Raw genomic sequence first — 26,471 nt, 5'->3', positions numbered from 1 at the left:
AACAGCCCGTGCCCAGGGCACGGACCGTAGTTAACGGTTGGTATGGAAAAAATGGTTGGTGGTATAGACCAATTTCATCTTAAGCTATTGAGGCGCTTCCGTCAAACTTCACCCGGGCTGTTTTGCCCCGAAAAAACAGCAGCGCCGGGCATGGGTCATGCACAGGCACTGTTAAATGTCATTCTAGTTCGGTTACCTCTATTTTCGTCAGCAAGTCGTTAACCGTCTCCGGATTTACCGTGCCAGTTTGCTTTTCCAAGGCATTGGCAACGCCGCAGGCCGCAGCGAATGTGAGGATTTCCTGGGGCGCCCAAGCTTCGTGCAGCCCCCAGGCCAGCCCGGCCACCATCGCATCGCCAGAACCAACAGGATTGACGGCCTGGATTTCGGGGACCCTGATTCGGTAACATTTATCGCTCCACTTTGCCAGTGCGCCGGCCTTGCCCAGGGATACGACGACGTTCTCGGCGTTTAACCCCTCCATAGCCCGGGCCACATCTGCTTCGCTTGCCAGTGTGCTCCCGGCGATGGCAGAGAGCTCCTCCTGATTGGGCTTGACCAATAGTGGCCTGGCTTTAAGTCCGCCCGCCAGGGCCTGGCCACTGCTGTCCAGTAGTACCTGGCAGCCGGATTTATGGGCAATTTCAATCAGGTGACCGTAGGTGTCGGGGGGCAGTGTCGGCGGCAGGCTGCCGGACATGGTGACAAGCTTTGCCTCCTGCACCAGGCGGTCAAAGGCCTGGTAGAAGCTGGTGAGCTCGCTTTCGGTAATCTCCGGCCCCTTCCCCAGCACCTCGGTCTGCACTCCCTCCTCCAGGATGGCAATACAGGCCCGGGTGTTGCCACTGATGTCGACAAAGGAGTGGCGGATGCCGTCTGCAGTTAGTTGCTGACGGATGAAGTCGCCGTTGGCGCCGCCGAGCAGACCGGTGGCAAGCACAGGCGCCTTGAGCTGTGTCAGCACCCGGGTGACATTCAAGCCCTTGCCGCCGGCGGTCTGCTGCTCCTCCTTGCTACGATACACCCCACCCCGGGCAAACTCCGTGACGACAAACCGCATATCCACCGAAGGATTGAGGGTTACGGTAAGGATCATGTGCAGCCCCCCGCCTTGCCGACGCTGCCGCACATGCGGATTTTATCGGCCACCACCTGCTGCATTTGCTGCATGCCAGGGGGCATATAGTGCCGGGGATCGTTGGCGCCGGGGTTGGCTGCCAGGTATTCCTTGAGACCATCGGCGAAGGCAATCTTCAACTCAGTGGCGATATTTACTTTGGTAATCCCCAGCGTGATAGTCTTCTTGACATCCGCTTCCGGCACACCGGAGGCGCCATGCAAGACCAAGGGAGTGTCGAGGCGCTGATTTATTGCCTCTAGGCGCTGAAAGTCCAGCTTAGGCTCAGCTTTATAGAGGCCGTGGGCGGTGCCGATGGCGACGGCTAGGGAATCGACGCCGGTCTGGCTGACAAATTCCTCCGCCTCGGCGGGATCGGTGAGGAATGCATCCTTCTCGTCTACAACCAGGTCATCCTCCTGGCCACCCAAGCGTCCCAGCTCCGCTTCCACCGAGACATCATACTGCCGGGCAAAGGCGACGATGTCTTTGACTGTGGCAATATTCTCCGCCAGCGGGCTGTGGGAAGCGTCAATCATTACCGAGGGATAGCCCATGGCCATCAATTCTTTCAGACGCTGCGGAGCTTCGAAGTGGTCCAGATGCAAAGCGATGGGAATTTGGCACCGCTTAGAGGCGGCCTGGGCCATGGCCAACAAATACTCGGGACCGGCGTATTTGACAGTCCCGGGGGTTGCAGCGAGTATAACCGGCGACTTGAGCTCGGCCGCCGTCTCCACCACTACCTGAATAGTCTCCAGGTTATGAATGTTGAAGGCCGGCACTGCATATCTGCCCGCGCGTGCGGCCTTGAGCAATTGCTTGGTGTTAATCAGTATCATCTTCTCACCCTTTCCGGATGTCGTGGACTATTTTACCATCTATCATTGTTAATACTACATTATAGTCTTCGTCAATGGCAATCAGGTCGGCTCGCTTGCCCGGCTCAATGCTGCCCAATTCGTTGTCCAGGCCAATCGCCCGGGCTGGATTGATGGTGGCCATGGCAATTGCCTCTTCCAGGGGGGTGTTCACTCGCTCCACCATGTTTTTGACCGCGTCCACAAGCCGCAGGGTACTGCCCGCCAGGCTGTCGCTGCCCTTGACCCGGGCAATCGCCTGCTCCACAGTTACCTTCAGTTCACCCAGGTCATATTCGCCGTCGGCCAAGCCCCCGGCCCGCATGCAGTCGGAGACGAGGATGACCCCCTCTTTTCCCTTGCAGCGTTTAACAATTTCCATCACCGGTGGCGCCAGATGGATACAATCGGCGACCATTTCAGCCCGGACAGAATCATCGGTGAGCATCGCCCCGACAATCCCCGGCTCCCGGTGGTGCAGACCCCGCATGCCGTTAAAGATATGCACGGCGATACTGGCGCCATTATCCACTGCTTCCATCGCCTCTTCCCAGGTGGCGTTGCTGTGGCCCAGGGCCACCTTGATACCTGCCTTTCGCAAATGGGGTATCATTGCGCCGGCTTCTTCCGGCGCCAGGGCCACTACCTTGACGGCCCCGTCGGCTACCTGAAGCAGGCTTTGCAGTTCGTCCCAGATGGCAGAGCGGATGAACTCCTGGGGATGAGCGCCTTTGTGTTTTTCGCCGATGTACGGGCCCTCCAGGTAGGCACCCAGCAAACGGGCACCAGGTGTGCCTGCCTCCATACAGGCGGCGACGTTTTTCAGGGCCTTTGCAGTCTTGTCCAGGCCAGAGGTCACCGTCGCTCCCAAAAAGGCGGTCACACCCTGCCGGGCAAGCCAGGCAGAGATCTCCTGTATCGCTTCCGGCGTCGCGTCCATGACGTCATGACCGTATGCGCCGTGGATATGGGTGTCCACCAGGCCGGGCAGCACCCGGTAAGCGCTGAGGTCAATAACTTCTGCGTTTGTGTCTTGCTCTTTGTTGAGTGCTGTTATCTTTCCGTCTTCTACCAAGATTGCGGATTCTTGCCTTGGTCCTGCCGGAGTATAAAGTTCCCCGGCTAAAACTGTGTATTTCATCTCAATTCCTCCAATAGATACAGCAAGTCATTAAAATCCTCATATTCTGTGTAGTTAAACCCATTTTCTCTGCAGTATTCAGCCAGGTGTCCTTTGGCGCAGACTACATCGGCATGCTCGGCTCCGCATCGATCAGTGAGTCCGTCACCGATAAATATCACCTTACGGTACTGGTTTTTATAACGTTGAACATGACTGGCTTTGCAGTTGCCGCAGGGCCCAAATTGCTTAATACAGTCAGGTTGTTGATGATAAAAGCAATTCTCAATTCCATCTGGGGTAAAAACTAATGTATTTGCTAGAATTGCCTCGGGCAAAATCCCTTCCCGACCGAGGACAACATTAATGGCATTTGTATAGCCGCCGCTGATTACTACCAGGGGCACTCCCACGGCTTGTAGTTTAGTATAAAATTCGGGGAAACCTGGGTCAACCTCAATCTCCTGATTGATGAAGGTGTCATATTCTCGTTCAGAAATCGTGAGGTTTTGAAAATGTCCAGTCATTGCCTCCCGGGTTCCAATCTCACCCGAGGTAAACTGTTGTTCCAGTTTATGGTTCAGATGATTGCCATATCGTTCAATCATAAGCGTATTCGAGTCTTGCTTTGTAATTGTGCCATCAAAATCCGAGAGAATTATTGTGTCTCTCAATCATCTCACTCCTACTGGATATAGTTAACAGCCCGTGCCCGAAGGCACGGACTGTTGGAATTTTACTTAAGCTGACGGGTTTTCAGTATGGGTCTTCTTGGACTTAAACCTCCAGCTGAGAAGCGCCATTGCGACTACAAACAGGCCAAGACCAATGTATGGGATATTGGCCGCAAAGAAGGCCTTAATCAGGCTCAGAGCAACGATTCCATCAGAGACTAGGAACGCAACACCCTGAATTCCATAGCCAGCTAAGTCATAGAGCGGGAAGAACAGGGCAACAGGAATCGACAGGAACAAGCCGTAAACAAATCCCGAAATCATGGCACCTCGACGTCCACCCAAAGCGTTACCAAAGATACCAGCGACACCACCTGTAAAGAAGGCGCCGATGATTGAAGGAACGGGAACAACGGTTCCAATTAGTCGGGAAGCAAACATTCCGACAACAGTTCCAGCCACTGCAAAGATAAAGCCTAGCATCAGGGCGTTGGGTGCGTAGGGGAACAGAACAGGCACGTCCAAAGCAGGCTTAGCGCCGGGAACCACCTTGAGGGCAATACCGCGAAACGCGGGAACAATCTCACCCAGGAACATCCGTACACCTTGCAGCAAAACGAGAACACCAGCTGCAAATCCAAGACCCTTAAGAAGACTGAATACCAGGTAGTGTTGCTCGCCGGCAAATTCACCCACAAATTCGGGACCAGCAAACAGTGCGGTAATCAGATAGACTAGAACCATTACAAACGACACCGAGATAGCAGTGTCCTTGAAAAAGTTAAGGCCTTCGGGAACCTTGATGTCTTCGCTGCTCTTCTCAGGATCCCCGAAGAGCTTGCCAACATAAGCAGAAGCCACGACGCCAATAGTTGTCAGATGGCCATAGGCAATCTTGTTGTCGCCGGTAACCTTACGCATTATCGGCTGGGCGATTGCCGGCAATAACACAAGAATTGCACCTTGCAGAATTGAACCAAAGATGATGGTATTGGTCTCGCCTACTCCCAGATCGTGGAATGCCCATGCCAGGGCGCCTGCAAGTATCCACATCATGTGTCCGGTCAGGAAGATGTACTTAAAAGGTGTAATGCGTGCCAGCAAAACGTTGACAGCAAACCCGAGCGCAAGAATAAATGAAGTTGTGCGTGCAATTATGGATACATTTTCAATGAGAGCGCCAATCACCGCTTCATCAAACGGCACCACACCGGTAAGATTAAAGCCCTCGGTGAACATATCCGCGAAGGGTGCAAGGTTGTCCACAATTAGAGCAGACCCCGCACTGAGGATTAACAACCCTAGTATAGTCTTGAAGGTTCCTTTTACAACATCAGGGAATCTCTTCCTTTGTAATACCAAGCCAATTAAAGCTACCAGACCCAAAACAATCGCCGGTTCAGTAATAATCTCAACAAAGACTGAAAGCATATCGCCACTCCTCTCAAAAATTTACCTTAGGGCAGCAAGCACCTTTTCCCGGATTTCATCGGTATCGGTTATATTTTTGATATAGACCACGTTTCCGTCCAAACCCTCGAGACTGCTCCTCAGGTCCTCAGACACAACAAACAGATCTGCGCTCCTCCCCTTTACTGTACCTGCGTCCCAGGCCTCAACGTCGGCACTGATGCCCTCCGCATCGAGAATGTCTTGAATGGTCATCTTCAGCATTAAGCTGGTGCCAACTCCTAAGCCACAGACTGTAACTATCTGCATCTACTCACCTCCTTATCGCTATTATTTATTAGAGACAACTGATTCGCTCTCTGTATTCCTGGATGTACTTTTTGTTTATGTCATCCCCTTTATCCAGGTTAGAGCTTACCCAGATTGGCGGGGTTACACCCTGTGAGACCAGCTTGTTTACAGTCTCAACTACCACTGCCTGCAGAATTGCAAATCCAATTATTGATGAGCTAGGACCGAACTTGGGCTCAAGTCCCTCCACGGACATAACTGCATCCCCTGCCACACCGCAATTATCCAAAACTACATCTGCAAAATCATATGTCTTCTTGCCACTGGAGTGCCTGGAAGTTACGCTGCGTGCAAAATCATAAGATAACAGGGTTATCACTTTAATCCCCCGGGCCTTCGCCTCCATCGCCATTTCAATAGGCACTGCATTGCGGGCAGAAGTTGAGGCAATAAACATAACATCGTTCTCGCCTACCTCTTCATTGTCCAGAATCGCCTTGGCCAACCCCTCCTGACGTTCGGCGTGGGTGCTGAGGGGGGCCTTGGGTTCTAAGGCCAGAGCCGGGGTAAGGATTGCATTGACCGGGACCAAACCACCCGCTCTGTAGAATACTTCCATTGGGTACATTTGCGAATGACCGCAACCAAATACATGCAAGACGCCACCATTGCCGATGGCATCAGCCACCAACTCTGCCGCCTTATCAATGTTTTCTCCCTGGGTCGCTTCTACCTCCGCTAAAATATCCTTGATTTTCGTGAAATACTCCTTATATAACATCATTAAACCTCCCTCGAAAACTTATTCTCAATCAACGCAATTGCTTGTTGCGGACTCTCCGCCTCCATAAGACCGTGGACAACCTCTTGGTCTTGCAACACTTTACTCAAAGCTGCCAGTAAATTTAAGTGGGCGTCATGATCAATGGCTGCCAGGGCAAACGCCAACCGAACTGGGTCCTTATCTTTGACGCCAAAGTTTACGCCATCCTTCAGTGTAACCATGCTCAACCCAACAGAGTTAACTCCATCCTCAGGACGGCCGTGAAAAAGAGCGATTCCAGGCGCGATTACGATATACATACCCAGTTTCTCCACGGCAGCAAGCATCGCATCAGGATAATGGGGCTCAACTGCACCCTTATCCACTAGGATTTGCCCGGCAAGTCGTCCCACCTCCTGCCATGAATCAGCTTCTACTTTAGTCTTGATGTCCTTATCCGTCAGTAGATTTGTTAACACTGGAATCATCCTTTCCGTTCAAACGGGTAGATCTTAACGCCCTTGACAACACGGTTTACGGTGCCGCTGGGACTGGGGTTGTCCGGGTTGATCCCCAAGGCCGCGGACTTCCTGAGGGCAATGGACTGGGCGAAGAGTATATAGGGGAAGAGCAGGAAAACATCATCGGCAAGTTGTAAGCCTGTGTCAGACACGCTGATTGCATAGTCTGCCAGCTCCGCAACCTCCGGGGCAGGGGCAGGCAGCAACGCAACCAGTTTTGCCTGCTTGTCTGCAGCCATCTCCCGCAACAGATCCAACTCATATTTGCGAGCATGGCTGTCAACAGAGAGATAGAACACTGCCAGAGTTTGCTCGTTAATGATGGACTTAGGTCCATGCCGGAAACCCAAAGGTGAATCCCATGTAGCGACGACCTTACCGGCGGAGAGTTCCAGCATCTTCAGCGCCGACTCCCGGGCAAGCCCTTGCAAAGTGGAGGAACCCAAGTAGACCAGGCGCTGAAAATCTTCGGACGCCAGTTCTGCAATCTCCGGGCTTTCCAACAGTGCGTCGCCCCGGTCCGCGAGTTTAGCAACCTCTTGGTTGAAAATCGGCAATTTATCCAGATTGAAAATCAGGAGCGAAGCCAAAACCATGGTTGTAAAGCTTCCGGTCATCGCGAATCCCTTATCGTTTGAGTCAGAGGGCATCAAGATGACCAGTGACTTTTCATCATCTCGTGCATCTCTGGCCAGGGAACCGTCTGGATTGCAAGTGAGAATTATATGATGCAGGTTGGATACCATTTCATTGGCTAGACTCACTGTCGCCACACTCTCGGGACTGTTGCCAGAACGGGCAAAGGATATCAGCAGTGTAGGGACATCGGGCAGATAATTTCGGGGGTTGGCGACGATGTCGGTGGTGGCAACTCCCTCAACATGGTAATCGGAAATCCTGTTCAGGTATGGAGAAACACTCTCGCCAACAAATGCAGAGCTGCCGGCGCCAGTCAGAACCACCCGCAGCCTTCCTTTGCTACCGGCACGTTCAATGAATTCTTTTATTTCCCTCTGACGGGCTTCAATTATTGCGGTTGTTTCCCTCCAAAGCCGGGGCTGCTGCCAAATTTCCTGTGTTGTTATAAAACTATTGATCTTGCTCATAACTAACCCCTCCCTTTGTAATGTCGTGATGTTGTCCTGTTGTCAGTACCAATTTGTCTAAAAAAAACTTATTGCTGCAGCACAACCCGATACTCGAATTTATCTCCCCTGGCGATTCCAATGGTATACTCAACAATCGTCCCGTCTGCAGAGGTCAGACGTTCAATCATCATACTGGGGGCGCTCTCCCTGTATTGTAAAAGTTCGGCCTCGTAATCCCTAGTCAAAACCGGGACAAAGCGCTCTTCGGCCGTGGTCAGGGTTATACCGTGATCTTTGGTGAGGATATCGTAAAGGGGGCGCTGCTCCAAAAGCTCTTTGCTAAGACCGGGGAAACGGCTGCAGGGCACATAGGTTGTCTCCAGCATCATCGGTTCGTTGTCGGCCAGGCGCAAGCGGGTGAATTTATAAATTGGCTCACCAACACTAATTTGCATCTTCTCTGCTTTCTTTTCATTGGCCTCCACAATCGTAAAATCGATAACTTCAGATGTAGGCGTCTTGCCCAGTTTCTTCATCTCTTCGGTGAAACTATAAAATTTGAGAAGGTCCTGCTTAATCTTCAGGGGCTGGACAAAGGTTCCTTTGCCGTGGGCTTTGTAGATATAGCCGCTGACCTCTAGCTCCTGCATGGCCTGGCGGACTGTGGCCCGGCTCACATCATAGATATCGCACAGCTCACGCTCCGGTGGCAATTTGGTGTGTTCAGTCCACTCTTTACTCTCAATTTTCTCTTTTATAATATCAGCGAGCTGGCAATATAAAGGTAATCGGCTGGCTTTGTTTATTGTCATCATTTAGACACCACCTTGATGGTCATGTGGTCCTAACCACTTACCGTTATTGTATTACACTGCTAACTTAGCGTCAACAGATTTTTTGGATTAATTTTATTTTCAGGCTTGACAGTGTACCAAGTGTACTATATAGTATAATACACATGGTACAGCAAGGAGGTGCGCTATGCTGCAGATAAACGTCTCCAGTCATACGCCTATCTACCAACAGGTTATCGACCAGATTAAAGAACAGGTCTTGCTGGGAGTATTGGCCCCGGGAGACAAACTTCCTTCGGTCCGGGAGCTGGCAACAACGCTCACCATAAACCCGAACACAATTCAAAAGGCCTATCAGGAGTTAGAGCGCCAGAAGGTGATTGTTACGGTGCGCGGCCGGGGGAACTACATTGCAGAGCAAAGCGAAAACAAATTAAATGCAGAGCAGCTGGAAACACTGCAGGAACATTTCCGGAAGGGCATAATTGATGCCTTGCACCTGGGAATGTCCCCTGCGGAAGTTAAGAAGTTAGTCGAAAGATTAATTAATGAGCTGCACTCATCCGGGAGGAATGAAAATGTTAAAAGTTGAGAACTTGAGTAAAAGTTTTAATGACCACCTGGTTCTAGATAATATTAATCTAGAAGTAGCGGACGGCGCTATTTTTGCGCTGGTGGGTCCAAATGGCGCCGGTAAGACTACGTTGATTCGCTCACTGCTGGGCATCGTCCTGCCGGATAGCGGCCGAGTAATGCTGGACGATGGGGATCTGCTGGCCACTCCGTCTTTAAAGGAACGGGTCGCCTATATCCCAGAGGTACATCATTTCTATCCGGACTTCACCGGCGAAAAACTGGCAAAACTCTACCGGTTGACCTATAAGAGCTGGGATGAAGACCGTTATGAAGAACTGAAGCGCGCCTTCAAGCTTCCCCTGGATAAACGGTTTAAGCATCTGTCCAAGGGCATGAAGACCCAGATTGCCTTCTTGCTCAACCTGGCGATTAAGCCGGATTTGATGATTCTTGACGAGCCTACTTCCGGCCTCGACCCCTTTGTGCGTAAGCGGATACTGACCATGATCGTCGACCAAGTGGCGAGCTCCAACACAAAGGTCATCATTTCCAGCCACAACCTGTTGGAGCTGGAGCGAATCTGCGACGGGTTTGCGATTCTCGACAAAGGTCGGGTCGTGCTCAGCGAGCAAGTTGACACCCTCAAGCAAACAGTTCACAAGTTGCAAGTCGCCTTCCGGGGCGAATTGCCGGAGCAGGTTGCCAACCATCCCGGGCTGTTGTCGACTACACAGACGGGCAAGGTCTATACGCTGGTGGTCAAGGACACAGAACTTCTGGAGATCATCAAGAACTCAGGTCCGCTGTTGTTTGAACAGCTGGATATCAGTATTGAAGAAATATTTATGTCTGAACTGGGAGGTTACCAGGATGAGAATTGACAACCTATTCAGCAAAGCTTTGCTGTGGAAAGAATGGATAAATTACCGGGGGCCGTTGGGCGTCTTTCTAGCTGCCCTCTTGGGCTTCTACCCCGGCAGTATTGCCCTGGCACTGGCCCAAAGCGCCGACACTGCCAGTTTCTATACCCGGATGCAAACGCTGCTGATCCGGATTTACGGAGGTGGCGGCGCCCCATTGTTTTTCGTCACCATTGGCTTAGTGCTTGGTCTTATCTCACTGACCAAAGAGCGCAAAGAAAACACATTCAGCCTGCTTCTGTCGATGCCCTTTTCTCGCACCCAAATATTTGTAAACAAGTTTGTTTTTAATTCTTTAGCCATCGTCGGCGTGTTCCTAGTTAATCTGCTGATTATGCTGGCTATGTGGACCGCCAGTGTGCAGTTGCAGTCGGTTATAGAGCCAGGCGCACTGCTCCGTATGTTTGGGTTGCAGACCATGATTGCTGTCGGAACCTACAGTTTCACCGTATTCTTTGCGACCATCTCTGGTTCGCTGTTTGCAGCCAGCGCCTTTACGCTGATATTTGGAATCTTCCCCACCGGTTTTGCCAGCCTTATACTGGGCAACCTTTGGGCAATATCCCACCCCGGTTTAATCGCCAACCTCAATCGCCTGATGGCCTGGTCGCTGTTAATCACGCCGGCAACCTACCTTGGTCCGGACACGGCATTGACATATTGGTATATAATAATAGGTGGTAGCATTGTCTTGTTCCTGCTCTCACTATGGCTTTTTAAGCGAAACAAACTGGAGAACAATGGCGAATTGCTGGTGTTTCCGAAAATGTATCCATTCCTCAAGGTCGGTGTGGCAGTCTGCTTTGGCCTGCTGGCCGGCGGTATTGCCAGCAGTCTGCTGCTGACCTACCCGATTGTTTATGCAATAATCCTGATAGCAGGTACAGCCTTGGGCTGGTTGCTCTGTCGGCTGCTGATCAAGGTAACACAGACTGCTGTTTAGCTCCGTACTTTGGCCGCTGAGGCATGCAGAAGGGGTGAAAATATGTTAAAACGTTTACTGCGCTGGGGAGCTGCCTGCCTGCTGTTGGTGCTCCTAGCTGGTTGGATATTCAGCCATGGCATGTTTATCTGGTCAATCGACTGGGATAATCCGCGCCCTTTTTTGGAAAGCGATGTCAACTCTATCGATTATGTGGATGGAAAACTGGTGGCCAATCTTGATCAATATCGGATTGAATATATTCCGCTGGAGGATATGCCTCCTCACCTGATTGAAGCCTTTGTCGCAGTGGAGGATCGGCGCTTCTTTGACCACAGAGGTGTTGATTACCGTGGCATCTTCCGCGCCCTGCGGGCGAATTTGAGCCTGGGGGATATTGCGGAAGGCGGCAGCACAATCACCCAGCAATTGGCGCGAAACCTGTTCCTCAACTTGGATCAGAATTTAGAACGCAAAATTGCCGAGGCAAGCATTGCGCTGCAATTAGAACGACGTTATGACAAAGAAGAAATTATCGAGATGTATATCAACCAGGTGAACTTTGGCGCCGGCAATTGGGGTGTGGTCAGAGCGGCTCGCAAGTATTTTGATAAAGATGTGGCCGACCTGACAATTGGCGAGGCGGCGCTGCTGGCCGGCCTGGTCCAGGCGCCCAACGCGTATACACCGGCCAAGGGCTGGGAGCTGGCCATCACCCGCCAGCGCGTAGTTCTCAATCGCATGGTCGATATGGGCTTTATAACCTCAGAACAGGCAGCTACCGAGGTCTATCAAGTGGAGAATTAATTAAACTCAGCCCAATTAACCCGGGCTGAGTTTTTTTAAAGCTAATAAGTATTTAGATTTTATTGACCATCCCAACAAGCTGGGCCAATACCTCCACCCGCTTGCTTAGACGGGTAACATCACCGTCTCGCTGCAGACAATCCAGCAAGGGGCCGGTGACCCGGAACAGGGCAGCGTATATTAGAAAGTAAAAGAACAACAGTCGATCGGAATCGGTTACTTTCTCCCCCAAGTACTGAATGAGATAATAATCAAGAGCATCGCGGTTAATTCCCGCACCGGGCCAAAGGTGGGTCCAATAGACAAACTGGGCTAGGGAGTAAAATTGATGATTATAGTCCGGGGTGAAATCGATGATGGCAACAATTTCGTCACCGGAGAGGAGAAAGTTACCAGGGCCGGGGTCTGCATGAATCAACTGCTTGTTGGCGCTAAGCGCTTGCTGGAGAGGGGCAAAACTGGCCAGCGCCACATTGATAACCGCCTTGAATTTATCGGGAATATCTGCTGTAGCGAGGAAACTTGGCAGTTCCGAGACTAAGAAGGGCAGTGAGCGCGCCTGGTCCCAGTGGTTGCGAAATTCAAGGTCATCTTGGGCTAGCGGAACTTGTTTTAAAGTTTGATTATAACGGCGCAAATATTTCAGGGCAGTTGTCAGTTGGCTGCTGGAAAAGATATCTACTGTCTCGCCTTCGACAAACTCATACAGGGCCACACCCTCCGGCGTCATCCAGGCGGTTGCCCTGGTTTTAACGAGACGGGGATGTCGCAAGCCCTCCTGCTCCAGATACACCTGGGCCTGGGCGTAGGTACGGATGAAGTCCGGGCGCTCGTTACACTTGGCCACGTATTTCTTTCCCCCGGCCTCGAGCAGTGTGGTATTACCGCTGCCGTGTCGGGGATTTTCTGTTTCACCAATCGGGCCAATTTCATAGCTTTGGACGATTATGCTCTTGATATCCATATCACTCAACCCTCCCATAGTATAGATGCAACAATATAAGCTGGGAACTTATAATGCGTAAAAATAAACTCCCTTATATTCCCCGACATACAGATCCTGGTGTTACGCCAGTTCCCGAAAAAATATAGACTGAGAATCTATATTCGGCAAGATACCGAGTCTCAGTCTATACCACTATGTTTACGCAATTAATTTAATTGTACTAAACAAGAAGGTCATTTACAATATATTAGCAATTTCATCTCCTGATTATCAAGAGCATTACAACTAAACTTACGACGACTATGAGCAAAAGCCGTGATAAATCCGGAGCTGTGCCTGCTTGTTCACTGGCCATAGCCGGTTGATCAACGCTCAGTGGACGACCGCTGATTTGAAAACCAAAGGGATTGGTGAGGACAACGCCTCCCTTCCCTTCCACTTCAGCCCGCACGTAAACACCGACGCCAGGATGTCTTTGATAGTCCAAGGTTTCGCCTCTGTGAATGATTTTGCCTTCGGAAACCCAGCGAATTTCTGTATAGTTGTTCGCCCGGATGGTCAGGCCGGCTTCGTCGGTTAGAATCTTGGTAATCTCCGGCGCTGGTTCCTTTCCCGGTTGATGAGTGATATAAAATTCACCGCCAATCAGCGCGTCTCGGACCGACCGTTCGCTGAGCTCACTGACAAGAATATTGTTCCAGTTGCGGCCAAGCTGACTGGCCCTATGCAGGTCGTCATTGGAAAAGCCCCAGACCGGTCGGTCTGGCATCAACACAGTAAGCAGTCTATCCCAAAGCTCACGGTCCCCGGGATAACGGTCGCCTTGATTATAAACTTCTATCCCCACTAAATGGGGATGGCGTAAAAAGTAAGGCATGTATGATGCCCACTGACGGGGCTCCTTATAGCGGCCGGGATGGCAGAGAATCGCCAGCCCATCCCGCTCCCCGATTGCCTTGAGACTGGTCTCAAGGCTGTCGCCCTTCATACTTGAATGGGAGTTGAACAGGCTGAGGACGTGGTCGTGGTGGGAAAGCTCGTTGCCCTCAATTGGCAACATCCCCAGAGTTTCCGGGTCCCGGCCATGCACATGCCAGGGCCAGGTTGTATCTGGAGGGCCTTTGGTATCGTGGTCGGTGAGGGCAAGAATCTTATAACCCCGCTGATGGTAGGCGTCAATCACCTGCCGTGGGCTCAGCACGCCGTCGCTTAGCACTGTGTGGGCATGAAAATTCGCCCGATGCTGGTTTTGCCAGCTGACCCCTGCGTAAGGATTCAGAGTTAATTGTGGGGCCGGACTTACAGTATGACCGGGAACCGGCAAAAGCGCAATTAAGCAGATGATTATTAGCAGATATCTCTTGAACATTGTTCTGCCTCCTGTCTTTCTTACTGTCTGCAGGAGGCAGGTTAATTCTACTGGCAGTTTATGGGCACTTACCAACAAAAATATATTGCTTTATGTAATATATACTTGACACTTAACAATATATGCTTTACAATATGTCACGTAAGGAGGCGATTCTTTGGCGAAAAACAAACGCATGAAGATTGCCAGAGTCGAAAATGACCTCTCCCAGGAGCAACTGGCGGAAATAGTCGGCGTAACCAGGCAGACCATTGGCATGATCGAATCTGGCAATTATAACCCGACGTTAAACTTATGTATTGCAATTTGTAAAGCTCTGGGCAAAACCCTAAACGATTTATTTTGGGAGGAAGAAGAATGAAAGAAAAATATGTGCGGACCAAGAGACTCCATTTAGCTGCCAATCTGCTGGTTGGCATGGCATTACTTGCTGGCGGCTTACTCCTTGATCTGGTCGATAATTCACGGGCGTTAATTGGTTTATCCCTGATTCCCTTTGGCTATGCCCTGGGCCTGCTTATCAATTTGATCCTGATAAAGCGAAATCCTCAGGGGATGAACCCGTTGATTATCGCCGAGAATGATGAACGGGTAATGTCCGTCAGAAATGAGGCCGACTCGGTCACCTTTCGGGGACTGCGTTGGGCTCTGACCCTTGTGTTCCTGGGCTATACCTTCCTGGTCCCGGGGGATATTTTTGAAGCTGTTGGCTGGTGGATAACATTTGGATTTCTGTTTGCCGCTTACATGGTACAGGGAATTGTATTTGCACTGAATTACGGAAAACAAGCATAATTGAAAGCCGCTAAACATAATAACAGCCGGAGCTTGAGGTGCTCCGGCTATTATTATGTTTAACCTTCTTGACAACTCATTGGGATAGCAAATCAATGCCGCTCATTATCGAGCCAGCTGATATATGGCTACAACATCCTCCCACTTAAGCTTCCTCAGGCCACCAATACCCGTCTCTTTGCCGTAGGCCAGGCCTGTAGCCTTTTTCGCCATCAGTTCAAAATCGCTTTCTTTGATGCCCAACTCCTGCATGGTTACCGGTAGCCCCATCTTGACAAAGAATTCCTTCAAGCGCTCAATCCCCTCCAGGACAATCGCCTCAGGATCCCGGAAGCTCCCTTCCACACCCATAACATTGACGGCAAATTGAACAAACATGGGCATATTGGTCTTGTACACATACTTCATCCAGGCTGGGGTCACCACTGCCAGACCTGCCCCGTGGGCCACATCATAGATGGCGCTGAGTTCATGCTCCATGGCATGGCTGGCCCAGTCCATCTCCCGGCCCAAGCCAAGGAGCCCGTTGTGGGCAATGTTACCAGCAAAAGAAACCTCTGCCCAGGCATCATAGTTCTTATTATCCTGCTTGAGGAGCAGAGCATTTTTCATAATTGTCCTGAGGGTAGTTTCACAGAGGCCGTCGGTCAAGTCAGTGTTAAGGGTGTTTGTGAAGTAACGCTCGAAGATGTGGCTCATCATGTCACAGACCCCGTAGGCGATCTGTTCATCCGGCAGGGTAAAATACAGTTCCGGGTTCATGATGCTGAAGACGGGACGGATCTTTTCACTGCCAAAGCCCCGCTTGATCTTCTCATCCCAATTGGTAATCACTGTACTGGTGCTGGATTCACTACCGGCGGCGGGTAAGGTAAGGATTGTGGCCAAGGGCAGAACCTCACCCGGCTCGGCTTTCCGCATAAAAAAGTCCCAGACATCGCCGGAATAGTTAACCCCCAAGGCGATTGCCTTGGCCGAGTCAATGACGCTACCGCCACCAACAGCGAGGATAAAATCAATGCCCTCTTGGCGACACAGTTCAATCCCTTCATGTACCAACTCGAGACGGGGATTGGGTCGAACGCCGCCCAGTTCGACATACTCGATGCCACTGTTCTTCAAGGATGTCGTCACGTCGTCGTAGACACCGGTGCGCTTAATGCTACCGCCGCCGTAATGAAGCAATACCCTGTTGGAATAGGGTTTTAGCACCGTACCGATGTCTTTGTGAGTCTCCTTGCCGAATATGATTCGCGTCCGGTTCTGATAGTCAAAGTTAAGCAAACATAACACTCCTTTGTTTATATTATAAGTTGTTCTTTTAACTCATCCGCTGCCAGAATGGCACTTTTCCGCAATTGTGCCTTTATATAGCTTCTCCCAAAGTGTTCGATGTCCTCTATAAAAACTATATGAGAACTGAAGCGAGGAAAGAGTGGATCAGGATAGTTGCGATAGGGCTTCTTTCAAGCAAGATGAAAATATTAAGGGCTAAACGATATTTTCTGCAAGCAGATTATATGGTAATCCAAAAATACCCCTTGCTGGTTGTTGGGGTTTGATACCTCCATTTTACCAGCAAAGGGTGTTTTTTGTACACCCTGCGGGGCAATAAGTTCAGGGTGTTAGTGGTGTTTTATAACTGTGAACCATGTTATTTGACAATGCTTGTCCCAGCGGTGCCCTCAACAGCTTCGACCGCTTTCACCAGTGATGTTATGATTGCCCGGCCACCTGTGGTTTTGACAAATTCCATCGCCGCTTGTACTTTCGGCCCCATACTGCCGGCGCCAAACTGGCCTTGATCCAGATAGGTCTGGGCCTCGCTAAGATCAATTTGCGCCAAATCCACCTGACTAGGTTTACCAAAGTCAATCGCTACTTTTTCTACGTCCGTGAGTATCATCAGCATATCGGCCTGGACATCCATGGCCAGGCGACAGCCGGCAAGATCTTTATCGATTACGGCTTCTGCCCCAACCAGGCCGCCGTCCCGCTGAACTACGGGAATTCCACCGCCGCCGGCAGCAATTACAATTCCCTCTTGGGCAGCCAGGGCCTCAATGGTCGTAAGTTCCATGATCTCCACCGGTCGTGGTGAAGGGACTACCCGCCGCCAGCCGCGGCCACTGTCTTCTACCCAGTGCTCACCTGCTTCTCTCCGCTGCTTGGCATGCTCGACGCTGAAGAATGGCCCCACCGGCTTGGTGGGATTGGCAAAGGCCGGGTCATTTTCGTCCACCCGCACCCGGGTAATTATCGCTGCCACTGGCTTGTCTATACTTAGCTTATTTAGCTCTTCTGTCAGCGCGTGTTGAATCATATAGCCAATCTGGCCTTGGGTCTGGGCGCCGCATACATCCAGGGGCAGCGCCGGCACCTGATTCCGTCCCGCCTCATGCTGAATAAGCAAGTTCCCCACTTGAGGGCCATTACCATGGGTAACTATCACCTGATCACCGGCTCGCACCAGTTGAACAATTTTTTCGGCAGTGAGCCGCACATTCGCCATTTGTTCATCAAAAGTACCTTTTTGGCCAGGACGCAGAATTGCATTCCCGCCCAGAGCTATAACAATTTTTGCCATAGTTTGTCTCCTCTCATAAATTACCACTGCCGGAGCAGTGGTAATTTTATTAGATTTAAATTGATTAGATACAGTTACCTGTCAGTCGCTTATTCTTCCCGGGGTAGCGTCTGATCGAGGAATATTGCTGTCAAAGTTGCCGTTGCCACACCGGTCTCCGCAAAGATTAGACGTAGACCGTCCGGCAGAATATCCAAAGCCGAAGGAACAACATTAAAGCCGACACCCAACCCCAAAGAAACGGCGATGATCAGCAGATTACGCCTGTTCAGCTGCACTCGCTGCAAGAGCACAAATCCCGAGGACGCCACCATGGAGAACATGATGATGGCTGCTCCACCCAATACAGCTGTCGGAATCAATGAAATGACGGCAGCCAGTTTAGGCAGCAATGACATGGCCAAAAGGATTATTGCCCCCAACCGCACAATATGGCGGCTCATGACACCTGTCAACGTAACCACACCGACGTTTTGGCTGTATGAAGTATTGGGGAAGGCATTGAAAATCGCAGCAATACTGCTGGCTGCGCCATCGGCCAGTACCGCACCGGTGGCCTCCTCCTCTGTCGCCTCCCGGCCGGCGCCGCCCATGGTAATCGCAGACACGTCGCCAACGGTTTCTACGGCAGTTACAATATACATCATTACCATCGCAATAATTGCCGAGGGCGGAAAACTCCATTGATAACGGAAGGGCGTGGGGAATGCCACCCAACTGGCCTCGGCCACCGATGTAAAATCAACCATGCCGAGAATAATCGCTGCGACATAACCGACAACGATTCCCAGGAGAATTGCCGAAGCGCGGAAGAATCCCTTGCCAAACTGATTGAGCAAAATGATTGTTACCAGAACCAGTGCAGCCAACAGTAAATTGGTTGCCGAACCAAAATCGACATTACCACCGGCTGCTTGCCGGATACCGACGGGAATCAGGGTGATACCAATGGTCAGGACGACAATTCCCATCACCAGATGGCTGAAGAGCTTTCTGATCTTGGGCATGACGCCGCCCAGAAGTAGTTCAAATATGCCGCCGACAAAGCCGGCGCCCAGGACCGCACCAATGCCGAACCGGCTGGCGATTCCCGTTATGGTAGGAATGAACGCATTGCTTGTGCCCATTACAATCGGCAAGCTTGAGCCGACTTTAAACCTGCGCCCCGCCTGAATCCAGGTCCCGATGGCTGCCGCCAACAGGGCAGACTGAATCAGAAAGGTCTGATCGGCAGCCGCCAGCCCCAGCATTGAAGCGACAATAATTGGGGCCGTAATGTTTCCAGCAAACATGGCCAAAATGTGTTGCACCGCCAGGGGAAAACCTTCTTTTAGCGGGGGATTGTCCTCAATGTCGTAGACAGGCTGAATGACCCTTTTAATTTCCTGGTCGGACATTTATAATTCCTCCTCTCGATGTCGGCAAGGAGTGGTTACTTTTCCAGAATCACAGCAACTGGGCCGCCACCGGCAGGACCCTGATGTTCGGCGCCCCCGGAGATATAGACCATTGGGTCGCCGACAACGGAAGCGACAACAGCATTGACTACCGCCCGGGCATGGCGGGTGTGGTTGATGTCTGAGTCGGTTAGCATTGTGTTGCGACGCCCACGCACATAACCGGTGGGATCAGCTTCAGCCTTGGCGAATACGTTCACCACACGCTTCATCTGTTCTGCCGTAGGTAGGCCTGCGAATTCCAGTCCAGCGTCCCGCATAGCGGCCAAAACGGCCTGGATGTCAATGGCGTCTTCCATCACACTGTGGCCAATTTTGTACTTGCTCACCGAATGTCTGGAATTGCCCATAAGAATAATCTCACAATTTTCAAGTTCAACACCAGCAGATGTGGATGCCAACGCCGAATATAAACTCCAGTCGCTGGCGATTTTTTCGTCTGCCAATTGTTCTTTGTTGACCTCACCCAAAGCAAGGGCGATGCCCAAGGCGGAGGCAGCTCGAGAATAACCCATAGATTTGTAGGTATCGCTGACAACCACTTTCCTTCCCCGCTTGAGAGCATCGTTAATTCTCTCCGAAGTGAGTAGCGGGCATTTTATTTGCACAAAGTGTACATCTGACACGGAATCAATACGAGCTTCGGCCATAGCCGCTTCGACAGCCTTCGCTACTTCCTCAACTTGGGTCATAGTGCCCAATTCCTCGGGCAAGAAGTCCCGCGTGAAGGCGACTCCGATGGACAAACCCGGCTCAGCTGGCGCCGAAGCTTTTTCCTCGCTCTGGGCGAAGATTGTCGCATGGGGAGTCATTACTCCTTCGGTGCCACCAGACATGACAAAAGCCACCCGCTTCTCCACTTCCTTCGGAGAGGTGTCAAGATAGTCGGCCAACAGTTGCTTAAAGGCCATGGTGCTGAACCCGCGGGTAAAATCGTTTACACAGCCATTCCCTTCTGTCTTACCCAACACTGCCAGGACTTCTTCTGGCTTTATTGCGCCGCTGTCTAATAGGTCTTTCAACCCGGAAACATCATCGGGTGCATTCATCTCCACAGTAAACACTTTTGCGTTTAACATATTATTACCTCCTTGTGAGGGTATAGGGGAGGATTACTCCTCCCCGTCATTAGACAAAGATTACCGCCAACACTAAAAGCAAGGCCAATGCTGCCAATACAAATTTGAGATTGGCGCGGATGACGTCCATCACTGATATCTCAAAACCATCGGATAGAGCGGCAACATTGATTTGCACCGGACTGATCTGAGTACCGAGACCAACCGCAATTGCAACGAAGCCCATTGCCTCTGAGGGCATTCCCAGGTTAGCTAAAGTGGGGAGCACCAGAGCCAGTACTCCGGCAGCAAAAGCGCCGGCGGGAAACGCGACGATAAATGCAATTAGCATTGCGGCTGGCAAAACCAGAACATCCGGCACCCTGCCAGCCAGGGCAGCCAGTTCACTGAAAGTGCCGATTTCACCCAGTAAATTGATGAAGCCAAGAAACATCCCGACCGAGAACAGAGTCATTAGGATAAATTTCGAGCCGTCAATTAACGCTTTTGCCGACTCGTTGGCATTCATTTTGGTCAGGAAAACTGTCAGGACTGTTGTAAACATTACCGTTGTGCCCGGAGTGAAAATTGTAAAACCAACCAGGTTGTTGAGGTTGCCGCCGGCAACAACCATTACCAACAGTGCCAGAGCAGGAATCGCGGTCTTCCACATCAGGCCTAGGGACATTTGTTCTTTGTCTGCTTGTTTGTTCTCCTTTACCATTGTGCCCCGTTTGTAAACACCGTACGCGGCCAGGGCCGCACCGATTAGGAAGAAGACAATAGTAAAGGGACGCATTGCAGCGGCATGCTCCACCACATCACGGCCAGCCATTTCGGCAGCAAGCGCAGTCTCCGATGAAGCCGGGGAGGTGGTGAAGCCAACGGCTGTGGCGATTGCAAGTCCGGCTATGACTTCGGGCACAAACCCAACCGCGGCGGCAATCAGTGGCGCGATAACCATAGTGTTGCTGGCGCCCATACCAGCCATATAAGTGGCCAAGGCCTGGATAATGACCAGGAACGCTGCAAGGATTGCCAAGCGCCCCTTGAGGTAATGACCGGCCAAATCGACAATAGCCTTAATACTTCCTCCCTTGGCCACCATTGCAGCCGTGGCGGCGTAGAGTATAGGCACGGTAATCCCCATCATCTGCGCAACACCTGCGGTGAAGCTGCTGTTTACTGTGCCCATGTCCAAACCACCAATGATTGCGGCCAAGACACCACCGATAAAGGCGGCGACCAACATGTGTGTCTTGCAAAATAACAGCCCGACAATAACCAACAGGGGTAATACCAGTAGGAACAGATTCATTTATTAGACCCTCCCAATTATATTTTTTCCTCCGTCAGGAAGTGTTTAGTAACACCACCTCCCATCGGCGACACCTCTGTAGATCCGCTCCAGGACCGGTGCCTGCTCAATAATTGCCTGCACCGGTGATTCGGCATCCAGGATTACAAGGTCTGCTTTTGCTCCTGGTCGAAGCCCGGTGTTCGCGCCAACTATCCGGGCGGGTGCTGTGGTCAACATGGTAAAGACCTGGTTCAAGTCGCCAACGCCGCCCATATGGCAACCGTGGGCGGCCATCAGGCCGATTTGTAGCAGATTAGCGGTGCCAAAAGGATTAAATGCGTCCCGGATATTATCAGATGCAAACGCCACTGTGAACCCTTTATCCAAAAGCGCCCGTACGGGGGCAATGCCCCGGCGCACCCGATGGCTATCGCCACGCCCCTGAAGGTAGAGATTGGTGGAAGGTAATGAAACAACATTCAACTGGGCGGGAGCAATCTCCGTTAAAATCGCCTCCAGGGCGTTCGGGGGCAAAGCAGCTAGAGAGCAACAGTGGGCAACAGCAACCTTGCCCTCAAGACCACGGGCCATGGTCTGCCGGGCAATCTCCACCAGTGTCAAATCAGCGGGGTTGTCCGACTCATCAGTATGGATATCCAAAGGCACGGCAAATCGTTCCGCTAAATCAAATACCTTAGTGATATGCAGCTCCGGCTCTATATCCTTGGCAGGAATGCCGCCGACAACATCGGCGCCACTTTTTAACGCCTCTATCATTAGTTCTAGAGTCCCTGGACTCTTATTAATTCCTTCCTGAGGGAAGGCAACTAACTGCATGTCCACCTTGTCCCGGTATTCCTCCCGCAACTCAAGCAGCGCCTCAAGTCCGGTCAGCCCGACAATCGGGTCAATATCGATATTACTGCGCAGCCATGTTGTGCCGTTGGCAATCGCCCTTTCAATGGTTTTGCGAGCTCTTTCCTTTACTTCGTTTTTGGTAAACTCAGATTTGCGACTGCGGGTAATCTTGATAGCTTCATCTAAAGTGCCGCTTTCATTTGGAGTGTCTAGAGCGATCAAGGTCTTGTCCAAATGAAGGTGGCAATCAACAAAGCCGGGGCTGACCAGTTTGCCCTTTACGTCTAGGGTATCCGCTTCATCTCCTGAGAGCCCAGAAGCAATTTCAACGATGTTTTCGCCTTCCAAGCGGATATCGACCTGACGTCCGTCGGGCAATCGGCAGTTTTTTAACAACATCAGTTATCCTCCTCCCCAAGATGGGCTTCCACAAAGGCAACAAGGGCTTTTTTAAAGCAGGCCAATGGTGGGTTCACGACTCCGGCGCCGATTTGCCCCACTCCGGCATCCTTATGAGCAATGCCGGTATTCAAGGCCGGCAGAATATCCTCCTCCAACACTTTGCGCAGATCGATGCCGGTTGGAATACCCCGGAAGTTCAAATTTGGTATGGTGTAGCTGCTGTTCTCTCCCAGAGTGATTCTGTACATCGACCGGCTGTATTCCAGGGCATCCTGGGGGCTGCCGCCGACAAATTTTACGATTGCAGGGGCACTGGCCATTGCAAAACCGCCAATCCCAAAGGTCTCGGTGATTGTGCTGTCCCCCAGGTCGGGGTTGGCATCAGCGGCGCTGTAACCGGGGAAGTAAAGCCCGTCCACCGCCAGGGCGGGGGCAGTAAACCACTGATCATCCAGGCCACTGATTTTTATTCCGAAGTCGGTACCGTTCCGAGTCATGGCTGTAACCATTGTTGAGTAACGGATCCCCCGGGCCGGGTCGAGGCTGGCTTTGCAGGCAGCCATGGAAACGTTTAAATAGAAGTGTTCGTTGCCACGCATGAAGTCTAGAGCCCGGGTCACGGTTTCACGGGGCAGCTCAAGGCCGGCGATGATGGGCGCCAACTCCCGTAACAACAGCGCAGATGCGGCCTTGTTGCGATTATGGCATTCATCGCCCATCTGCAGTGCCTGACTGGTGATGTTCTTCAGCTGGATACCGCCGACTTCCAGAATCGCCTGCTTAAGCAGCGGATGAAACTCATCCCGTAACCAAGCCAGCCGTTTCAAGACTTCCTGGCTATAGGCGCCAAAGCGCAGCACCTTGCCCAGCCCCTCATTAATTGAACAATATGCTCTGTTGCCAAAGGTGGTGTTTTCCACAACGAACACAGGCATCGACGGCGAGAGCATCCCAGTCATCGGTCCGACTGCATCATAATGATGGCATGGGACGAAGTTAAGCTGTCCTGAGGCAGCCAGAGCCTCCGCAGCTTCCGAAGAATCCGCCCATCCCTCAAACAGTACCGCGCCAATGACCGCGCCTCGCATCGGGCCGCTCATTTCCTTCCATTCCAATGGCGGGCCAGCATGAAGCAGGGTTCGCTCCGGCAACCCGGCAATCATCTCTCCGGCAGGTCCCAGGTCAACCAGCACCGGCTCGGCCTGGAGCACCCGCCCCAAAGCTTCTTTATTGGCTGCGTCTATTTCTTCAGCCAACGGCGCCAGCTTGTCTAGCAGAGCAAGGACTTCTTCATCCCCTCCGGCTGCAGGGTGCCAGTCCACATTGGTTACATCAACACCTGCCGACTCCAGATCCCGGGCGAAGCTACCCAGACCAATATTTATCACTTTAACCTTCTCTTGGAGAATAGACATTAGTTCTGCCTCCCTTCCAGGTTGCGAAGCACCAGCGCGGCCTGCTCCACCGCACGGCGATTGGAGGGCAGGACGATAACTCCCAACGCTTCGAGTTCCGCTACCTGTCTGTCCAGAATCTGAGGGTCTTCATTGGTCCCTGTTACAGAAGCGATGATCATCAAATTGCCTCCCCGTTCCGCAGCCTGCGTCTGGGCAGCTTGTATCTCGTCCGCAATTGACGCAACCGGTTCCCGATGGGCACCATAACCGAGGACAAAATCCATCAATACTACAGCGATCTCCGGGTCAGCGGCCACCTTTGTCAGCCACTCGCCGCGAATAGAAGGCTCGATCATTGGGTGGGGGCGTCCACTGGTAAACTGATCATCACCCAGGTCCAACACAATGTGCCGAGAACCAGCAAAGTCATCCGCCGCTAGCTCAGGTTTAAGCGGTGTATTTGAGTAAACCGGGCCCAGCTTCTTGGCCAATACCAGTTGGGCCTCATAACAAAGGGTGCCGCCGGTAAACAAGCCCCGTAACCATCGTTGGTTGGGCGCAAAATCAATGTGTGGGGTTCCGCTTCCCACGATTGGCAATTTACCGCTCAGTCCAGTGGCCTGAACAGCCAACTGAGCTGCCTCCTCCAGTGTGGGGGCAAATGTGGCGCCGACCGCGGCAGTTGCCTCCGCATCACCCCCCAAAAGGTTCACAATCACAGGCTTTTTGCACGTTTTTATCAGATCAAGCAATTTAACTTCCACGTCTGGCGCCGGCGGTTTACCGGTCACAACAATCACTTCAGTGGCCGAATCCGCTTCCAAAGCCTGAATGCCAAAGAGTAATTGCCTGCCTCCCACGGAAGCCTTGACGTCCCGTCCGCCGGTGCCAATACCATGGCTGACACCGCCGCCAAGGCGATGAATCAAAGTGCTTACCTCCTGGAGGCCAGTACCGGCGGCAGCTACAATCCCAATTTTCCCTCTCCGCACCACATTGGCGAAGGCCAAAGGCGCACCGCCAATCAGTGCGGTACCGCAATCGGGGCCCATCATCAATAGACCTTTTTCAGCTGCAAGCGTTTTCAGTTCAATCTCGGCTTCCAGCGGCACGTTATCACTGAATAACATTACATTGAGTCCTGCCTCCAGAGCTTTGCGGGCCTCCCGGGCTGCAAACTGACCGGCTACAGAAATTACAACCAAGTTAGCATCAGGCTTCTGTTCCAACGCCTCCGCCAGAGAGCGGGGTGCTTTTTCTTTCGCTATTTCCTCTTTGGCACCGGCCAACTCTGCCTCTATCATTTGAAAGGCGGCTTCGATCGCCTCCTGACTATCACCACGAACAGCCAAGACCAGATCCCGGGTTGTGGCGGCACCAGCCTCCTGACTGAGCATTCCTACATTCGCCAATAACTCTTTGTTTGCTTCAGTGGCCATTACAGCCACGGCCTCGTCGACACCCTGTTCGCTCTTCACCTTTTGCGCAACAGACATCAACGTTGCAGAATCATAATAAGCGTTCGGCCTGACCAGCACCTTTTCTGTCATGCAATTTCACTCCCAATCTGATTAAAATACTTGACAAGAGCCAGATATACTCCCAGCAACATATCACTGCCAGAGCTACTACCTACCTGCATCAAAGTCCTTGCGTTGATTGTCAACTCAGATTGTGACCCTGACAGCGCCTGAATTACTGCACTCAACCGTTCCTGAACCTGGCCTTGGCTGGCAAAATAAATGGCGGTTGCACTGAGCGAACCGGTGACCAGGAAGGCTTTGCCAACAAAACCGTTAGCGACACCAGGCTCCAAACCCAATTGATTGCAGGCGCCCAAGTAGCCAACAAGAACGTCGTCACCTGCGGGGGTAAGGCCAGCGCCCAGGCCCAGCAAACTCTCCCCGTCGGAACCGGCAGCCAGATTCTTCGCTTCCACTGCGACCTGATTATCGATAAATGACCCGACGCTGTCGGAAAAATAGCTGCGGCAGGCACCTGTTCCCGTTCGTAACTCTTTTTCCAGGGTCCCAAGACTAGCTAACAATGGGGTAAGCTCAATGGATTCTTGTGATGGCGGCGCTGCCCAGGCGATGCTGAACCGGGTGTGCCAAAGTTGATGGCTGCCAACTCGCACCATATCGCCAGGTTTCACTTGTCGGTGGATGCAATCCAGGCCGGCCAGCAAAATCCGGTTAGGAGCCAGATCTATTTTTTTGCTTACAAGGCTGAGACAGAATCCGGTGGCAAGCTCGATGTTAACTACCTGATCATAAATTCCGATAACTTGGCCAGCTCCCCGCAAGATATTACCTACCCCTCTCCCTGCAGTTTCAGCCACAAAATCCATAGCGCCACCTCCTCTAGTAATTAAGTTACAGCAAACGCTGAGATTTGCCTTTGTGAGCAGTTTACAAACTCAAGGGCACTAAGTTAGCA

The 26,471-nt window shown here is 51.8% G+C and carries 27 protein-coding genes; 6 read left to right on the top strand and 21 right to left on the bottom strand.

Features of this window, described 5'->3' with window-relative positions; all coding sequences use genetic code 11:
* Positions 1-178: 178 nt before the first annotated feature.
* The 10 genes from pfkB to FH749_04140 all read right to left on the bottom strand — a co-directional run bounded on the left by pfkB (position 179) and on the right by FH749_04140 (position 8,659).
* Positions 179-1,096, bottom strand: a complete 918-nt coding sequence (gene pfkB / locus FH749_04185; GenBank protein MTI94676.1) for a 1-phosphofructokinase — start codon at positions 1,094-1,096, stop codon at positions 179-181.
* The gene (locus FH749_04180; protein ID MTI94675.1) at positions 1,093-1,959 is read right to left on the bottom strand and encodes a tagatose bisphosphate family class II aldolase; all 867 of its coding nucleotides are present in this window, start codon (positions 1,957-1,959) and stop codon (positions 1,093-1,095) included. The genes pfkB and FH749_04180 overlap by 4 nt, the downstream gene beginning before the upstream one ends.
* Before the next feature lie 4 nt (positions 1,960-1,963).
* On the bottom strand, positions 1,964-3,118 hold the full coding sequence (gene nagA, locus FH749_04175) for an N-acetylglucosamine-6-phosphate deacetylase (protein MTI94674.1): 1,155 nt from the start codon (positions 3,116-3,118) through the stop codon (positions 1,964-1,966).
* Positions 3,115-3,771 (bottom strand): HAD-IB family phosphatase, encoded by a 657-nt coding sequence (locus FH749_04170; GenBank protein ID MTI94673.1) that lies wholly within the window; start codon positions 3,769-3,771, stop codon positions 3,115-3,117. Before FH749_04170 ends, nagA begins: the two co-directional genes overlap by 4 nt.
* Before the next feature lie 66 nt (positions 3,772-3,837).
* On the bottom strand, positions 3,838-5,202 hold the full coding sequence (locus FH749_04165) for a PTS ascorbate transporter subunit IIC (GenBank protein ID MTI94672.1): 1,365 nt from the start codon (positions 5,200-5,202) through the stop codon (positions 3,838-3,840).
* Positions 5,203-5,223: 21 nt separating this feature from the next.
* Positions 5,224-5,490: a PTS sugar transporter subunit IIB gene (locus tag FH749_04160; protein MTI94671.1), complete on the bottom strand. Its 267-nt coding sequence runs from the start codon at positions 5,488-5,490 to the stop codon at positions 5,224-5,226.
* A gap of 28 nt (positions 5,491-5,518) precedes the next feature.
* The gene (locus FH749_04155) at positions 5,519-6,253 is read right to left on the bottom strand and encodes an SIS domain-containing protein (GenBank protein MTI94670.1); all 735 of its coding nucleotides are present in this window, start codon (positions 6,251-6,253) and stop codon (positions 5,519-5,521) included.
* Between the two features lie 2 nt (positions 6,254-6,255).
* On the bottom strand, positions 6,256-6,723 hold the full coding sequence (locus tag FH749_04150) for a PTS sugar transporter subunit IIA (protein MTI94669.1): 468 nt from the start codon (positions 6,721-6,723) through the stop codon (positions 6,256-6,258).
* Complete coding sequence (locus FH749_04145) at positions 6,720-7,862, bottom strand: SIS domain-containing protein (GenBank protein ID MTI94668.1); 1,143 nt, start codon at positions 7,860-7,862, stop codon at positions 6,720-6,722. Before FH749_04145 ends, FH749_04150 begins: the two co-directional genes overlap by 4 nt.
* Before the next feature lie 68 nt (positions 7,863-7,930).
* A complete protein-coding gene (locus FH749_04140) occupies positions 7,931-8,659 on the bottom strand; it encodes a GntR family transcriptional regulator (GenBank protein ID MTI94667.1) in 729 nt (242 codons plus the stop codon).
* A 166-nt stretch (positions 8,660-8,825) separates the two neighbouring features.
* Here FH749_04140 and FH749_04135 point away from each other — a divergent pair, with 166 nt between their 5' ends.
* From FH749_04135 to FH749_04120, 4 genes are read left to right on the top strand one after another with little or no spacing between them, the layout of a single operon-like run.
* Positions 8,826-9,230, top strand: a complete 405-nt coding sequence (locus FH749_04135) for a GntR family transcriptional regulator (GenBank protein ID MTI94666.1) — start codon at positions 8,826-8,828, stop codon at positions 9,228-9,230.
* On the top strand, positions 9,187-10,095 hold the full coding sequence (locus tag FH749_04130) for an ABC transporter ATP-binding protein (GenBank protein MTI94665.1): 909 nt from the start codon (positions 9,187-9,189) through the stop codon (positions 10,093-10,095). Before FH749_04135 ends, FH749_04130 begins: the two co-directional genes overlap by 44 nt.
* The gene (locus FH749_04125) at positions 10,085-11,077 is read left to right on the top strand and encodes a hypothetical protein (protein MTI94664.1); all 993 of its coding nucleotides are present in this window, start codon (positions 10,085-10,087) and stop codon (positions 11,075-11,077) included. Before FH749_04130 ends, FH749_04125 begins: the two co-directional genes overlap by 11 nt.
* Before the next feature lie 42 nt (positions 11,078-11,119).
* Complete coding sequence (locus FH749_04120; GenBank protein ID MTI94663.1) at positions 11,120-11,863, top strand: hypothetical protein; 744 nt, start codon at positions 11,120-11,122, stop codon at positions 11,861-11,863.
* Positions 11,864-11,915: 52 nt separating this feature from the next.
* Here the strand turns inward: FH749_04120 and FH749_04115 are convergent, their stop codons facing one another.
* Positions 11,916-12,845 (bottom strand): hypothetical protein, encoded by a 930-nt coding sequence (locus tag FH749_04115; protein ID MTI94662.1) that lies wholly within the window; start codon positions 12,843-12,845, stop codon positions 11,916-11,918.
* 220 nt (positions 12,846-13,065) lie between these two features.
* Positions 13,066-14,178, bottom strand: coding sequence for a hypothetical protein (locus tag FH749_04110; protein ID MTI94661.1), 1,113 nt, complete (start codon positions 14,176-14,178; stop codon positions 13,066-13,068).
* A 175-nt stretch (positions 14,179-14,353) separates the two neighbouring features.
* On the opposite strand from FH749_04110, the gene FH749_04105 reads away from it, so the two are divergent.
* Both FH749_04105 and FH749_04100 read left to right on the top strand, forming a co-directional pair.
* Entirely contained in the window at positions 14,354-14,539 is a 186-nt protein-coding gene (locus FH749_04105; GenBank protein ID MTI94660.1) for a helix-turn-helix transcriptional regulator, read from the top strand.
* Positions 14,536-14,973, top strand: a complete 438-nt coding sequence (locus tag FH749_04100; protein MTI94659.1) for a hypothetical protein — start codon at positions 14,536-14,538, stop codon at positions 14,971-14,973. Before FH749_04105 ends, FH749_04100 begins: the two co-directional genes overlap by 4 nt.
* 105 nt (positions 14,974-15,078) lie before the next feature.
* On the opposite strand, the gene FH749_04095 is transcribed toward FH749_04100, so the two are convergent.
* The 9 genes from FH749_04095 to FH749_04055 all read right to left on the bottom strand — a co-directional run bounded on the left by FH749_04095 (position 15,079) and on the right by FH749_04055 (position 26,382).
* Positions 15,079-16,257: an iron-containing alcohol dehydrogenase gene (locus FH749_04095; GenBank protein MTI94658.1), complete on the bottom strand. Its 1,179-nt coding sequence runs from the start codon at positions 16,255-16,257 to the stop codon at positions 15,079-15,081.
* A 370-nt stretch (positions 16,258-16,627) separates the two neighbouring features.
* Positions 16,628-17,560, bottom strand: a complete 933-nt coding sequence (gene arcC / locus FH749_04090) for a carbamate kinase (GenBank protein ID MTI94657.1) — start codon at positions 17,558-17,560, stop codon at positions 16,628-16,630.
* A gap of 89 nt (positions 17,561-17,649) precedes the next feature.
* A complete protein-coding gene (locus FH749_04085; GenBank protein MTI94656.1) occupies positions 17,650-18,957 on the bottom strand; it encodes a purine permease in 1,308 nt (435 codons plus the stop codon).
* Positions 18,958-18,992: 35 nt separating this feature from the next.
* Positions 18,993-20,096 (bottom strand): ring-opening amidohydrolase, encoded by a 1,104-nt coding sequence (locus FH749_04080; protein MTI94655.1) that lies wholly within the window; start codon positions 20,094-20,096, stop codon positions 18,993-18,995.
* A 49-nt stretch (positions 20,097-20,145) separates the two neighbouring features.
* Entirely contained in the window at positions 20,146-21,393 is a 1,248-nt protein-coding gene (locus FH749_04075; protein ID MTI94654.1) for a hypothetical protein, read from the bottom strand.
* Positions 21,394-21,438: 45 nt separating this feature from the next.
* Positions 21,439-22,632, bottom strand: a complete 1,194-nt coding sequence (locus tag FH749_04070; protein ID MTI94653.1) for an amidohydrolase family protein — start codon at positions 22,630-22,632, stop codon at positions 21,439-21,441.
* On the bottom strand, positions 22,632-24,050 hold the full coding sequence (locus FH749_04065) for a DUF1116 domain-containing protein (protein ID MTI94652.1): 1,419 nt from the start codon (positions 24,048-24,050) through the stop codon (positions 22,632-22,634). Before FH749_04065 ends, FH749_04070 begins: the two co-directional genes overlap by 1 nt.
* Entirely contained in the window at positions 24,050-25,582 is a 1,533-nt protein-coding gene (fdrA, locus tag FH749_04060; protein ID MTI94651.1) for an acyl-CoA synthetase FdrA, read from the bottom strand. Before fdrA ends, FH749_04065 begins: the two co-directional genes overlap by 1 nt.
* Positions 25,579-26,382: a DUF2877 domain-containing protein gene (locus FH749_04055; GenBank protein MTI94650.1), complete on the bottom strand. Its 804-nt coding sequence runs from the start codon at positions 26,380-26,382 to the stop codon at positions 25,579-25,581. Before FH749_04055 ends, fdrA begins: the two co-directional genes overlap by 4 nt.
* Positions 26,383-26,471: the final 89 nt, after the last annotated feature.

This window comes from Bacillota bacterium, from assembly GCA_009711825.1.
Classification (GTDB): Bacteria; Bacillota; Proteinivoracia; order UBA4975; family VEMY01; genus VEMY01.
The sequence above is the reverse complement of the archived record's forward strand: the minus strand, read 5'-3'. Positions and strand labels throughout refer to the sequence as shown.